The 12,861-nt window shown below is 62.7% G+C and carries 13 protein-coding genes and 1 tRNA gene; 7 read left to right on the plus strand and 7 right to left on the minus strand.

All coding sequences use genetic code 11. The annotated features are described in order from the left end of the window. On the minus strand, positions 1–780 hold a 780-nt coding region (locus ABYM29_RS12100; protein ID WP_372865026.1), incomplete at its 3' end, for a response regulator transcription factor. 170 nt (positions 781–950) lie between these two features. Here ABYM29_RS12100 and ABYM29_RS12105 point away from each other — a divergent pair. Next, a tRNA-Arg gene (locus ABYM29_RS12105) sits at positions 951–1,027 on the plus strand. Positions 1,028–1,092: 65 nt separating this feature from the next. Here ABYM29_RS12105 and ABYM29_RS12110 read toward each other — a convergent pair. Continuing rightward, positions 1,093–3,183 (minus strand): TonB-dependent receptor, encoded by a 2,091-nt coding sequence (locus tag ABYM29_RS12110; protein WP_372865027.1) that lies wholly within the window; start codon positions 3,181–3,183, stop codon positions 1,093–1,095. 158 nt (positions 3,184–3,341) lie between these two features. Here ABYM29_RS12110 and ABYM29_RS12115 point away from each other — a divergent pair, with 158 nt between their 5' ends. The 3 genes from ABYM29_RS12115 (at position 3,342) to ABYM29_RS12125 (ending at position 5,782) form a co-directional block, all read left to right on the plus strand. Beyond that, on the plus strand, positions 3,342–3,794 hold the full coding sequence (locus ABYM29_RS12115; protein ID WP_372865028.1) for a BlaI/MecI/CopY family transcriptional regulator: 453 nt from the start codon (positions 3,342–3,344) through the stop codon (positions 3,792–3,794). Continuing rightward, a complete protein-coding gene (locus ABYM29_RS12120; RefSeq protein ID WP_372865029.1) occupies positions 3,787–4,752 on the plus strand; it encodes a M56 family metallopeptidase in 966 nt (321 codons plus the stop codon). Before ABYM29_RS12115 ends, ABYM29_RS12120 begins: the two co-directional genes overlap by 8 nt. Positions 4,753–4,861: 109 nt before the next feature. After that, complete coding sequence (locus ABYM29_RS12125) at positions 4,862–5,782, plus strand: TIGR01777 family oxidoreductase (protein ID WP_372865030.1); 921 nt, start codon at positions 4,862–4,864, stop codon at positions 5,780–5,782. Between the two features lie 309 nt (positions 5,783–6,091). Here the strand turns inward: ABYM29_RS12125 and ABYM29_RS12130 are convergent, their stop codons facing one another. Then, positions 6,092–6,787 (minus strand): FKBP-type peptidyl-prolyl cis-trans isomerase, encoded by a 696-nt coding sequence (locus ABYM29_RS12130; RefSeq protein WP_372865031.1) that lies wholly within the window; start codon positions 6,785–6,787, stop codon positions 6,092–6,094. Between the two features lie 200 nt (positions 6,788–6,987). On the opposite strand from ABYM29_RS12130, the gene ABYM29_RS12135 reads away from it, so the two are divergent. Then, positions 6,988–7,782, plus strand: coding sequence for a hypothetical protein (locus ABYM29_RS12135; RefSeq protein WP_372865032.1), 795 nt, complete (start codon positions 6,988–6,990; stop codon positions 7,780–7,782). On the opposite strand, the gene ABYM29_RS12140 is transcribed toward ABYM29_RS12135, so the two are convergent. Next, positions 7,783–8,298, minus strand: a complete 516-nt coding sequence (locus ABYM29_RS12140) for a TIGR02444 family protein (RefSeq protein ID WP_372865033.1) — start codon at positions 8,296–8,298, stop codon at positions 7,783–7,785. A 24-nt stretch (positions 8,299–8,322) separates the two neighbouring features. Between ABYM29_RS12140 and ABYM29_RS12145 the strand changes: the two genes are divergently transcribed. Further along, positions 8,323–10,203, plus strand: coding sequence for an ATP-binding cassette domain-containing protein (locus tag ABYM29_RS12145; RefSeq protein ID WP_372865034.1), 1,881 nt, complete (start codon positions 8,323–8,325; stop codon positions 10,201–10,203). Positions 10,204–10,226: 23 nt separating this feature from the next. On the opposite strand, the gene ABYM29_RS12150 is transcribed toward ABYM29_RS12145, so the two are convergent. Continuing rightward, positions 10,227–10,883, minus strand: coding sequence for a glutathione S-transferase family protein (locus ABYM29_RS12150; RefSeq protein ID WP_372865035.1), 657 nt, complete (start codon positions 10,881–10,883; stop codon positions 10,227–10,229). A 151-nt stretch (positions 10,884–11,034) separates the two neighbouring features. Between ABYM29_RS12150 and ABYM29_RS12155 the strand changes: the two genes are divergently transcribed. After that, positions 11,035–11,661, plus strand: a complete 627-nt coding sequence (locus tag ABYM29_RS12155; protein WP_372865036.1) for a class I SAM-dependent methyltransferase — start codon at positions 11,035–11,037, stop codon at positions 11,659–11,661. Positions 11,662–11,668: 7 nt separating this feature from the next. On the opposite strand, the gene ABYM29_RS12160 is transcribed toward ABYM29_RS12155, so the two are convergent. Next, complete coding sequence (locus ABYM29_RS12160) at positions 11,669–12,112, minus strand: 2OG-Fe(II) oxygenase (protein ID WP_372865037.1); 444 nt, start codon at positions 12,110–12,112, stop codon at positions 11,669–11,671. 263 nt (positions 12,113–12,375) lie between these two features. Further along, positions 12,376–12,861 (minus strand): hypothetical protein (locus ABYM29_RS12165; RefSeq protein ID WP_372865039.1); only part of this gene is annotated, 486 nt, incomplete at its 5' end.

Here is a 12,861-nt window from a genome sequence, read left to right on the forward strand (position 1 = left end):
GTGCTGCTGCAGCCACTGCACCAGCGCAGATCGCCCGCGCACACCGATCTTGTCGTAGACCTTATACAAGTGGGTGGACGCTGTAGAGGGCGATATACCCAGCGCCGCGCCCACTTCCTTAAAGCTGCAGCCTTTGGCCACGCAGCGCGCGACCTCCATTTCCCGCGCGGTAAGCACGCTGCTGCGCCTATCGCGATGTGCCGCAAGGCGAATCCCGTCATCAAAGCGCAGCACGCGGATAAACAGGCCCTGCCACACAAAGCCCTCCACCGGCGCCTCGGGAATTTGAAATGGCAGCGAGCGTTTATCCCAGGATGGCCACTGCGACAGAATATGGCCGTCAAAGGCGTCACAACTTCGGCTGAGTCTGCCTGTGGCATCCAGCCACGCGACACCGGTATCCGCTGGCACTGACAACAAGCGGCTTTCGCTCAACATCCGCGCATTTTTCTTCGCCGCTACCATACCCTGGGCAAGGGCGCGCCAGGCCTCCTGTGGCATATCAAAGGACGATTTTCGCCAGCCAAACACCAGGCGCTGGCCCCCTTCGTCCGCATCCTCAAGAAGATAAGACTCTTCAGCACTGCCCGGAGCGACAGCGTGCTTGGCCAAACAGCGCTCGCCCCCCTCGGGCTCGCCCAGCCACCATTGGCAGTAGGCCAAGGAAAAATCCTCACAGACCTGTCGGCAAAACTCCTCCTCATACTTGTGCTGAGGCACACTCGCGGCCAGCGAGTACAAGGCATTCAATCGGTCGATAAGAAAAACAGTAGACAACATAGCGTCACTATACTTTAGGAAGTACGCTTCAAAAGTATGGTGCAAGGCTAACGATTTCAATAAAAGAGAACAACATTACCAATTTGTAACCATTGCTGACGGATACGCCGCCACGGCAAATTCGAAATTGTGAGTCCCGGACGCCTCTGCTATAGTTGCGCGCTGCAAAACCGCCCGTAGCTCAGCTGGATAGAGCGTCGCCCTCCGGAGGCGAAGGTCAGAGGTTCGAATCCTCTCGGGCGGGCCACAGACTTATTAAGATCCTCGCCTGCAGCGGGGATTTTTTGTTTATGGCCCGCGCCTTTCTTTCTATTAATAACTGTAGCCGACATACAAACGCCACTGACGCGGCTCAAACACCTTGTAGTGATTGTCTTCAATGCCCGCGGCCGGCTCGCCCGGCAAGCGCGAGGCGTAGTAGTAGTCGATGTCGTGGTCGTCGGCGTCAAACAGGTTCAGCACATCTAGCTGCACACTCCAGCGCGCGCCCCGCCAGCCCGCCGCCAGGCTGGCGATGGTCGAGCCGTCGGCGCGCTGACGGTCATCCTCGCTTAGCGGGTAGCCGGCAAAGTGGCGCAGTCGCAAGCTGGTAAACGCCCCGCTAGGATAGTCGGCGCTGAGCGCCGCCGTGGCCACAAAGGGAATTGCGCCGGGAATGTGTTTGCCCTCGGCCGCCGCGTCGTCGAAGCGCGCCTCGGTCCAGGCCAGATCCATTTCCAGCGTCCACACCTCGTCGAGCAGCCAGTAGTTATTCACTTCCAGGCCGTGGCGGCGACTGGGGCGACTGGCCTCGGTGGTGCCGGCGTCGCCGACAAACAGCAATTCCGAATCCAGCTCCAGGCTCCACAGCGCCACCGCGCTGTGCCAGCCGTCCAGCCATACGGTTTTAAAACCCAACTCGGCGCCGCGCGAGGCCACCAGCGGGTCAACCGCCGGCGCGGGCCCGCCGATTAGCGGCTCCTCGCGGATGGTGGTGCCGCGTGCGTCGTTGGAGTGAAAGCCGCGACCGGCACTCAAATACACTTCACTGCTCGCCGACAGGGTATAGATCAAGCTGCCCTTGGGGCTGACGATCTGCGCAGAGCCTTGGCCGCCGTTGGCGGCATTGTCGGCGTCAACATCGAAGCGGTAATGGTCGGCCCGCAGGCCGACAACGCCGCGCCAGCGCGCGTCGAACTGGTAGTTCAGTTCATAGAACAGCGCGGCACTGCCCTCCTGCACACTGTCCTCGCGCACCGTGCCCAGCCGCTGGCGCTGGCGGCTGCGATACAGACCCACGGTGTCGATATCGTCGTAGCGCAGCTCGCTGCCCAGCCGGTGCAGCGCCTGCTGACGCGCCCCCGAGGTCCAGTGGGACTGAGCACTGCCGCCCCGGATTGTGCGCTCGTCGCGCTGTTCAAACTGGTCGCCCTGCACAGGGTCATCTAAAAAATAGGTGAAGTTGGACCACAGCTGCATGCGGTAATCAATCGTGTAGGCGCTCCACTGCCAGCCGTTCGCGGCATCGCCGCCACGGTATTGGCCCGACAGGCTGGTCCGGCGAGACGCCCCGCCCAGCGTATCGTCCAGCGAACCGCGCTCGTCCACTTGTCCGCTGGCCACCGCCCGCGCGGGGATCTGGTCGGCGGCGTTCCAGCGATTGTCGTAGTACATCGCCGTCAGCTGCCAGTGGCGTTCACCGTCGCCGCGACTCACTTTCAGCAGGCCGTTGGTCTTGTCCACGTCTTCGTCGATATCCGTCCACGGCCCGTCGTAGGTCTGGCCCTCCAGCGCGGCCATCACCTCGACCTCGCCGGCGCGACTGCCGCCCATGGCCAGCAGTCGCCGGTAGCCATTAGTGCCCAGCCCCAGCTTCACCTGCGGCTGCGGCGCGCGCGTCAGGGTGCTGATAAAGCTGCCGCCGGCAGAGGAGAAATCACCCAGCTCGGCGTGGTAGGGGCCTTTGACAAAGCGCAGTGACTCGACGGTTTCCGGAATCAGAAAATTGATATCGGTATAGCCCTGGCCGTGACCGTGGCTGCGCATATTCAGCGGCATGCCATCGATCCAGGTGGCAAAATCGGTGCCGTGGTCGAGATTAAAACCGCGCATAAACATCTGGTTAGATTTACCCGAACCGCTGTGCTGGGTGACGATCATGCCCGGAATCGACTCCAGCACATCGCCGGGGCGCAGCAGTGGCCGCAGTGCCAGATCGAACTGGCCGATCACCCCCTCCGAGGCCGAGCGCGCCTCGCCCACCATGTTTTCGCTGCGCCCGCTGACCCGCATTTCTTCCATTTGCGTGTCGCTGTGCGCCGCGCCTGCGCTGAGTGTGGCGGCCAGCAACGCCGGTTTTGCCGCGCGCAACACGGCGCCGCGTGCGCGCCAGTTAAGGCGCGACTTCAGTGAGAAAATGACCATTGTCCTATCCGTATAATTATTGCCCCGCTGGGGCCTGTCAGTTATCCGGCGAGTTTTTACCACCGCGGGCCAACACCGATAAGCCCTCGGCCTTTATCCCGCAGTTAGCTTTTGACGCGGGCGTGGGCAAGGCGCGGCGAGCGCGCTATGATTGCGCGATGGTAGCCAAACTCCCGAAATTACTGCGCAGCTTCGACGCGCTGCGCCACCGCCGCCTGCCCGATCTCGGCGAGCGCGAAATGCTGGCGCTGGAAGCGCTTTGGCAGGGCGGTCAGGCGAGTGCGCAGCAGGTGTTGGCCAATATGGCCGGCGCCGAGATCTCGCTGTCGACCGTACAGAGCACGCTGGAGCGCCTGCACCGCAAACGACTGGTGTCGCGCAGCAAGATCGGCCGCGCCTACCACTACAGCGCCGTTCTCAGTCGCTCACAGCTGATCAGCGGACTGATGCGCGACATGGCCGAAGACCTGGCAGCCGGCGATCTGGCACCGATGATTTCCGGCTTTGTGAATTATATTTCCGCCCAGTCACCCGAGTTGGCCGATGAATTGACCAGGGCGCTGGGCCTCGACGACCCCGGCCATACTGCCAGCGATGACGGCCATGACTGACTGGCCGCTCAAAGTTATTGCCCTGTGGCTGATGGCCACCGTGCTTACCAGCCTGCTCAGCGCCGCCGCCTACCCGGTCGCCGCCCGCTGGATGGCGCAGTTAACACCGGCCTTGCGCGCCCGTCTGCGCCTGGCCTATGCCCTGTCAGCACCGGCCTGCGCCCTGCTGGCCGTCGTTCTAGTCAGCCGACCCGAGCTCGCCGGCCTGTTGATTCCCGCCCACTGCCACGGCCAACAGTGCACCGCGCACCTGCCCATGTATCCCGGCGAGTCCCCCCTGCTCAGCAGTTTAGCGATCGCCGGCAGCCTCAGCGCCCTGCTCACCTTAGTGGTACTGCTGTGGGCACTGCGGCGCAGCCATCGTCAAGCCAAGCTACTGCGCGCCTTCGCCCGCCGCTCGACCGGCGGCTTTCAGCTGCTCGACAGCGACGACCTACTGGCCTGCTGCGTCGGCCTGTGGCGACCCAAAATTGTCTTGTCTCGCGGCCTGGTCGACCAACTCAACCCCGATGAATTGCGCATCGTTCTGGCCCATGAGCGCGCCCACATGGCCAGAAACGACAATGTCTGCGCCCTGTTACTGCGCTGGGCCACGCTGTTCTGGCCCGCCGCGCTCGGCCAGCGGATTGGCACCGATATGCACGCCGATGCCGAGCAGGCCTGCGATATCGCGGCGGCGCGCGCGGTGGCCAGCCCCGCCCGGGTAGCCGCGGTGGTCAACAAACTCGCCCGGCTCAGCGCGCGCACCAGTGCCGTGTCGCCGGCCGCCGACGCCCTTGATCGCGACGCCCGCGGCCGCCTGCGCACGCTGGCCGATGCCCGCTGCACCGCGCGCAGCAGCCTCAGCGGCTGGCTGCAAGCCAGCGCCTGCCTGAGCCTGAGCTGGTGTATACAGGTGCCACTGCTAACGAGCCTATCCCACCCCGCCATCGAATGGCTGGGCGCGCTCGCGGCCTGATCGCCCGCTCGGCGCAGCGCGCCGCCCCGCGCAACGCTGAGCTACACTCAACTACACCAACCGGCAAGCCTGTCCACAGCCCGGCATTGCGGCATAAATTGGAGGTGGTATGAGCGATTCACAGCGCGTTGCGGTAAGCGGCGCCAGCGGTTTTATCGGCCGCGCCCTGTGCGCCAGCCTGCTGGAACGCGGCCATCAGGTACTGGCGCTGGGCCGCGACAAGTCGGCGCTGCAGCGCGGCTTTGCCTCCCTGCCAGCGGGGCTGAGCAGCCACGACTACAGCGAGCTGGCGGCGCTGAACCCCACCGCGGTGATCAATCTGGCCGGCGAAAATATTGCCGCGCGCCGCTGGCGGCCGGCGCAAAAACAGCGCCTGCTCGACAGCCGTTTAAACACTACCCGCCGCCTCTGTGAGGCCGCCGAGCACTGGCCGGCACTGCACAGCTTTATCAGCGCCTCGGCCATTGGCTATTACGGCGACGGCGGCGACAGCCCGCTGAATGAGTCGGCCGCGGCCGGCAGCGGCTTCGCCGCCGAACTCTGCCAGCGCTGGGAAGACAGCGTGCAGTGCCAGGCCCGCCGGGTAATTGCGCGGCTGGCCGTGGTACTGGACCGCGAGCGCGACGCCGGCGCGCTGGCCAAGATGCGCCTCCCCTTTTCCCTCGGTCTGGGCGCCCGCTTTGGCAGCGGCCAACAGTGGCAGGCTTATATTCACCGCCGAGACGCCGTGCGCGCACTGATTTTTTTGCTCGAAACGCCAGCCCTCAGCGGCACCTTCAATCTGAGCTGCCCCGAGCCCCTGCGCAATCGCCAATTCAGTGAACAACTGGCCGCCAAACTGCACCGACCGCTGCTGCTCAGTATCCCAGAAACCGCGGCCGCCCTACTGTTTGGCGAAATGCGCGAACTGTTTTACCAGTCCCAGCGCGTCGTGCCCACAGCCCTGCTCAATGCCGCATTCCAGTTTGATTTTGCCAGCGTCGACAGCGCCCTAGACGATGCCCTGCAAGCAGTCCAGCAAACGCCTTAGGCGATGTCTCACAAGGTGCAGTAGCGATAACGACTGGCGACAGCGCCCGCGCTAGCTATGATAAAGGTGTCAAGGATGACAAGGTGCATACAAGGACGTATTGCACCAACCGCGCTTTTTACTGAGTCAATGGAAGACGCGCTAGCGCCGCCACATAGCTAGTGATCACGCAGCCTCGGTGAGGGTAAAGGCGCTTTCAACAACCTTAATTCTCCGATCAAAAAATTCGCCCCGGCCTCTGGCCGGGGCTTTTTTGTGTGGGTCGCCGTCATACCGGGACCCACTCGGCACCACCTGCCGATACAGCGCTTACTGGTCTTTAATTGCAACCAGTTCCACATCAAACAACAGCGCGGCGTTGGGGCCAATCATCTGGCCTGCACCACCGGCACCATAGGCCAGCTCGGGCGGAATAAACAGCTGCCATTTGGAGCCGACCGTCATCAGCTGCAGGGCCTCCGTCCAGCCGGGGATCACGCCATTGACCGGGAAGCTGACCGTTTCGTTGCGCTGATACGAGCTGTCAAAGACTGAACCGTTCAGCAGACGGCCTTCGTAGTGAACTTCCACCGTGTCATCCGCCTTCGGGCTGGCGCCATCACCACTGCTCAGTACCTTGTACTGCAAACCGCTGTCGGTGGTCACCACGCCTTCGGCGCTAGCGTTTTTCGCAAAAAAGGCCGCGGCTTCCGCCTTGTTCTTCTCGCCAACCGCCTGTGATTCCTGCTGGCGCTCAGCTAACTGTTTTTGCTGATAAGCCTGCAGAGTCGACATAATGTCCTCTTCACTCATTTTTAGCTCACCGCCGGCCAAGGCATCGCGCACACCCGCGCTGAAAGCATCGACGTCCAGTGGCAGGTCTTCACCAAAGCGAGAACCGATATTCGCACCGATACCGTAGCTTACCTTGGCAATTTCGGAATCGAGTGACGGCTCAGCATTGTTACCACCGCAGGCAACGAGCAGCCCACTCATTACCACTGCACTAAATACTGTCTTCTTCATGCAACTACCTTATCTGAACAGGAATTGGGCGCCGCCAATCAGCCTTGGCAACGCCATGTCAGACCATAGTCTGCCACAAGCGTTCACTGTTACACAGCCACCGAGAGGCTAAATCCCCCTCCGCTTGCCGATAGCTTCCCGGCAACAAGTTTGTATAATGGAATTTGTCGGTTTTTTAATCATTCCGCGGGCCCCTAACTATGGTATTCAATAAAAAGAAAACAACAGAAAAGCCCATCGCCGAGCTACAGCGCCTCCAAAATGAGCTTGAGGCCCTGCGTAGCAAACAGCTCAGCACCCTCGAAAATCAACTCCAAGCCATTGAAAAATCAGTTAATTTACAAAAAGAACGGACAGATAAAGCGCGCCAGAATGTGGCCGAAGCCAAACAGCGGCTGCGCGACAAACAAGGGGCCAAGCCCAGCCTGTTAAAGCGCGCAGAAGACAGCCTGAATAAAGCGCAGGCCGCGGCCGACGAGGCCCAGGCCCGACTCGCCGAGCTGCGCAGCGATGCCCTGAACCTGAAACTTCAGCTGCGCAGAGAAAAAGCGGTGGCAAAAGCGATGAATGACGCCGAAAAAGCCCTGAAAAAGCCAAAACCGCCAAGCACTAGCCAGCCAGGGACGGCGACCAGCGCCACCCCAAAAGCCACCAAAACGTCGAAAGCTACCGCAAAAACGCCACCAGCCGCCCAATCGCCCACAGCGCCCGCCAAAAAGACCAAGGCTGTGGCAAGCTCCCCGGCCAAAGCCAAAACTGCCAAGCCCTCTGCCCCACCGTCAACCGCGACCACGGCAAAGCGCACACAACCTGATCGCCACAGCACCCAGGCTGCGCCGGCCACAGCCACCAGCGCCGCTCCTGCCGAGCCCAGCGTCGCGAAAAAGCCCCGCACGGCCAAAGCGCCCGTGCGCCGGCAGCGCCGCATGAGCGATATCCCCAGCCATCCAACAAAGCTCGAGGATCGCCTGGCCAGCCTGTTCGATGACTTCTGATCAGCCCAGCCGCTCGGCCAATGCCGCCAACTTCTCTGCCGGCACTCGCCCACCGGGGCCAACGATGGCCGCAAGATTGTCAGCCAGCAACGTCTCTCCCGCAGAGGCATTGCCAACGCCGGGTGGCAGCGCCGCGGCCAGCCTGGAGAGCTGCCAGCGCTCTGCCAACAACTCCGCCGCTTTCAACGCTTCGTAGACCGCTCGCTGTTCCCCGTCTGCCCCCGGCGGCGGCCGCTGGCCCTTCCTAAGCCGCCGCAGGGGCTCGACCAACTGACTGCGCAAGTCTGCGGCGCAAGCCTCAAGCTCCGCCGCAACTTCGGCACTCAAGGCCACCCCTCGCGCCGCCATATACGCAGCACAAAGCAGTAGCAGCACATCGGCGCCGTAGTCATCCTGCAGGGCCAAACAGGCCTCCGCCACGCCCGGCCGCCGGTATTGCGCCACGGCGTAGTCCCACAGTGGCGCTGCCTGCGGAATTTCTTGCTGCCCCTGTGTAAAATCTGCCGACTCGTCCATAGTCCCGCGCTATAATCGCGCCCCATGATTGAACTGATAGATCTCAGCTTACAACGCGGCGGCAAGCCCCTGCTAGAGGAGGCCTCGTTGCGGGTGAATCCCGGCGAGCACATGGCTCTGGTCGGCGCCAATGGCAGCGGCAAGTCCAGCCTGTTTAAACTGCTGTGCAAGGAGCTCAGCTACGACAGCGGCGACCTGCAACTGCCGTCGCAGTGGCAGATTGCCCAGATGCGTCAGGAAGTGGACGCCAGCAGCCGCCCCGCCATCGACTATGTCATTGACGGCCACCAGCGCTACCGGCGCATCGAAGCGGAGATGGCCAATTGCACCGACGACCACCGCCTGGCTGAACTGCTGGCGGAAATGGAGCTGATCCACGCCTACCAGATTCGCAGCGACGCCGAGCGCCTGTTGCAGGGGCTGGGTTTTCGCCTAGACGAAATCGACAAGCCCGTCAGCGACTTTTCCGGCGGCTGGCGCATTCGCCTCAACCTTGCCCAGGCGCTGATGTGTCCCTCTGACCTGCTGCTGCTCGACGAGCCCACCAACCACTTGGATCTCGACGCCAGCCTGTGGCTGGAGCAGTGGCTGCGCCGTTACGAGGGCACCCTGCTGCTGATCTCTCACGACCGCGACTTTATCGATGCCTGCTGCGACTTTGTGGTGCATCTGGAGCACCACCGACTGCACCGCTACCGCGGCAACTACAGCGCCTTCGAGCGCCAGCGTGCCGAGCGCCTGGCCCAGCAACAGCAGGCCTACGAAAAACAGCAGGCCGAACGCGCCCACATGGAAGACTTTGTGCGCCGCTTTCGCGCCAAAGCCAGCAAGGCCAAGCAGGCCCAGAGTCGGATCAAAGCTCTGGAGCGGATGAGCGAAATCGCTCCGGCCCATGTCGACTCGCCGTTTCGCTTCCGCTTTTATGCGCCCAGCCAGTTTTCAGACCCGCTGCTCAGTCTCGGTCAGGCCGAACTCGGCTACCAGCAGCCGCTGCTTCGCGGGGTGAATCTGAGCATTCACCCCGGCAGCCGTATCGGCTTGCTCGGCGCCAATGGCGCCGGCAAGTCCACGCTGATGAAAAGCCTGGCGGGCAGCCTGGCGCCGCTAAGCGGCCAGCGCCAGCGCGGCGAACACCTGCACATGGGCTACTTCCACCAGCACCAGCTGGAATCACTGGATCTCGATGCCAGCCCACTGCTGCAACTGCAACGCCTGCGCCCCCAGGCCCGCGAGGCCGACATCCGCAGTTTTCTGGGCGGCTTTAACTTTCGCGGCGAGCGCGCCGAGGGCAGCTGCCTGCATTTTTCCGGCGGCGAAAAAGCCCGTCTCGCACTGGCCATTATTGTCTGGCAGCGCCCCAATGTGCTGCTATTGGACGAGCCGACCAACCACCTCGACCTGGAAATGTGCCACGCCCTGACCACCGCCCTGCAGGAGTTCGAGGGCGCGGTAATCGTCGTCTCCCACGACCGCCACCTGCTGCGCAACACCGTCGACGAACTGCTATTGGTCGACAACGGCCAGGTCGTACCCTTTGACGGCAGCCTGGACGACTACCGACTGTGGCTGCTCAGCCGCAGCAAAGACAGCAGCGACACCCCGCCGACCGCCGGCGCCGCGCCGGCTGTCGACAAGAAAAAAGCCCGCCAGGACGCCGCCGCCAAACGCGCCCGGCTGGCACCGCTGAGCAAGGAAATTAAAAAGCTGGAAAAACAGATGCAGCAACTGAGTACCCAGCTGCAGGCGCTGGAGACGCAACTGGCAGACACCAGTCTTTACGACGAGGCGAACAAGCAGCAGCTCAAAACCCTGCTGAGCGAGCAGGCCAGCCTGCAAAGCGCCAACAACGATGCCGAGGAAGCCTGGCTGGAACTGCAGGAACAACTGGAGGCGCTGGACGACTGACGCGCCCAGCCACCCTACCGGGACTATTTGGCTTTTAGCGAGGCCATAAACGCCTCCATCGCCTGGTTGGCCGCAGCATCCAGCTGTTGGCTGATAGGCAGCTCAGCCATCATCGCCTGCCAGGCTTTCAGGCCCGGCACCTCGGCGACAATGTCGCGCTGATACACCGCGCCGCAGACCAGTTCGGTGACCACCAGGGCATAGCGCACGACGATATCTGCCATATTCAACTGCTCGCCCTGTAAATAGGCGCCCGGCGTCACCAATGCACCCAGCGCTCGCACGCCCTTATCGAGCAGCTCTTTGATCTCGGCGAGGGTCGCCTCCTCGGCCTGGGCGCCGCCCAACACCACCGGCAACAGCCGCCGCGCCGGCAGCTCGAGATAGAGCTCGGCAATTTTCATCAGCTCGCGACACTTGGCGCGCTGCCATTCATCGGCCGGATACAGCGGCTGCTGCGGATAGCTGGCCTCGATGTAGTCGAGAATCACACTGCTCTCGGCCAGAAAACCGTGCTCGGTCTCGATGCAGGGCACCTTGCCCATCGGGCTTTTGCGCAAATACTCCGGTTCGGCATTCGGGTAGACGGTCACCTCCTCAAAGCTCACACCCTTGTGCAGCAGGCAGTGCTTGACCATATTGAAGTAGTTGCTGACCGCAAAACCATAGAGCTTTAGCATGCTGTTCCCCTGTTATTGTTTCTTGTAAAGCTAATCGCCAAGCGCCGAGTATAGGCACGCCCAGCGACATAGTGAAAGCTGACAGGATGGTAAGTTGCCCCGCCGCGGCAGTTTGGCTAAGGTTTCGCTTCCATTTTTTTCGGTAGCCACCATGCCAGTTTCCCTGCCCATCGACATCGCCCTTGTAAAAGGTTTCCTCGCCGACGACGAGGCCGACGCCCTCTACCGCCACGGCCGCGAACAGGCACCGCGCGGCGCCCTGCTGGAAGTGGGCAGTTACTGCGGCAAATCCACCCTGTACCTGGCCCAGGCCTGTCAGGATGCGGCCGCCGATTCCGCCGTCGTCTATGCGGTGGACCACCACATCGGCTCGGAAGAACACCAGCTCGGCGAAATGTTTCACGATCCCGAGCTGTATAACGCCAAAGAAGAGCACTTTGACACCTTTGCCGAGTTTCGCCGCAATATCCGCCGCGCCGGTTTTGAAGAGCTGGTCGTGCCGCTGGTGGCGCCCTCGGAAGTCTGCGCCCGGCACTGGCAAACCCCGCTGGCGATGGTGTTTATCGACGGCGGCCACAGCCTGACGGCGGCACTGAGCGACTACCGCTGCTGGGCGGCACACATTCAGCGCGGCGGCATTCTGGCGATACACGACCTGTTCCCCAACCCCGAAGAGGGCGGTCAAGCGCCGATTGCCGTCTATCGGCTGGCGCTGGCCTCCGGCCTCTTTGAGCCGGTAGAGCGGGTCAACAGCTTGGGTATCCTGCGGCGGATTTAAACGCTGCCTACAGCGGCGGGTCAATGTGCGCGCCAATACTGGCGTTTACCCGGAACCAGCCCGCCACACTGTGGCGCTGGCGATGGGCGACCGCCACTTCATGGGGGACGTTTTCGCTGAGAAACACCACCAGCGTGCCCATCTCTGGATTGACACTCGCCACCACTTCATCGCTGTCGTTGTAAATCAGCAGTTGTCCGCCATCCGCCGCCGCCCAGCCCTCATTGAGGTAAAACACCGTCGACAGCACCCGGTTGCTGCGGCCGCGAAAGGCATCGAGGTGTTTTTTGTAATAGCTGCCCGCCGCATAGCGGGCGAAATGGCACTCGTAATCAAAAAGGCCGAGGAACAGCCGGCGGTTGAGGGCTTGGCGAAATTGCTCCATCCACGCCAAATAGGCCGACTCGCTGTGGTCGCCCGCGGTAAACCAGTGAATGTCATCGCCGCGCACCGCGCGATTTTTTGATAATCCTGCTGCCGCCCCACCCCCGCCGGCCGAAATGCACTGTCGCCCAACGTGGCGACGCGGCGCTGCAACTGCTCGGCAATCTCGCCCGGCAGCGCCGCCGGCAATACCGCATAGCCGCGCGCCGACAGCGCATCGGCAAGCCGGTCAAAGGTCGCGTCGAGGTCGGGCACTGAGGGCTGGCTGAGCACGGCGGGCACTCCAAAAGCTCGGAGTGTATACCCAGAATCCGGCGGCGGCATCGTTTTTTAACGCAGCTGGCGCAGTAACAGCAGCAGGTCGGGCAGAAACTGCAAATAGCCACCGTACTGCCACAGCTGTTCGCGCAGCGGCGGTGCCAACTGGCGCTGCACCTCGTCGAGCAGCCGGTGCAGGCGCTGGCGCCGCCACAGGCGGTTCAAGCCGCACTCGATAAACGGCGACAGCAGCGGGGTCAGCAGCAGCATGCTCGCCAGCCCCGCAGCGGCGCCACTGGCCGACACCCACGCCGGCACCCCGAACCAACTTGCCCACCACGCCCCCCACCAGCCCTGCTGAGCCATATACAGCGAACTGGCCGCCGATACGCCAAGCAGCGAGGCGCTGCCAAACAGCACTTTATCGCTCAGGCCGCGACCGGCAAGCCCCAGCGCCAGGAACAACAGCAGATCGCGGCTGCTGTCCTGACTGCCTCCCCAGCGCGCCACCGCGCGGTGCAAGCGGCGCGCCGCTAGCTCCGGGTCGCCGAGCTGCAA

Source organism: Spongiibacter sp., from assembly GCF_041602295.1.
Classification (GTDB): Bacteria; Pseudomonadota; Gammaproteobacteria; order Pseudomonadales; family Spongiibacteraceae; genus Spongiibacter.

Bases quoted from the DNA above. Each gene is read 5' to 3' on its own strand.
- ABYM29_RS12110 (WP_372865027.1), bottom strand. From the start codon at position 3,183: ATGGTCATTTTCTCACTGAAGTCGCGCCTTAACTGGCGCGCACGCGGC.
- ABYM29_RS12115 (WP_372865028.1), top strand. From the start codon at position 3,342: ATGGTAGCCAAACTCCCGAAATTACTGCGCAGCTTCGACGCGCTGCGC.
- ABYM29_RS12120 (WP_372865029.1), top strand. From the start codon at position 3,787: ATGACTGACTGGCCGCTCAAAGTTATTGCCCTGTGGCTGATGGCCACC.
- ABYM29_RS12125 (WP_372865030.1), top strand. From the start codon at position 4,862: ATGAGCGATTCACAGCGCGTTGCGGTAAGCGGCGCCAGCGGTTTTATC.
- ABYM29_RS12130 (WP_372865031.1), bottom strand. From the start codon at position 6,787: ATGAAGAAGACAGTATTTAGTGCAGTGGTAATGAGTGGGCTGCTCGTT.
- ABYM29_RS12135 (WP_372865032.1), top strand. From the start codon at position 6,988: ATGGTATTCAATAAAAAGAAAACAACAGAAAAGCCCATCGCCGAGCTA.
- ABYM29_RS12140 (WP_372865033.1), bottom strand. From the start codon at position 8,298: ATGGACGAGTCGGCAGATTTTACACAGGGGCAGCAAGAAATTCCGCAG.
- ABYM29_RS12145 (WP_372865034.1), top strand. From the start codon at position 8,323: ATGATTGAACTGATAGATCTCAGCTTACAACGCGGCGGCAAGCCCCTG.
- ABYM29_RS12150 (WP_372865035.1), bottom strand. From the start codon at position 10,883: ATGCTAAAGCTCTATGGTTTTGCGGTCAGCAACTACTTCAATATGGTC.
- ABYM29_RS12155 (WP_372865036.1), top strand. From the start codon at position 11,035: ATGCCAGTTTCCCTGCCCATCGACATCGCCCTTGTAAAAGGTTTCCTC.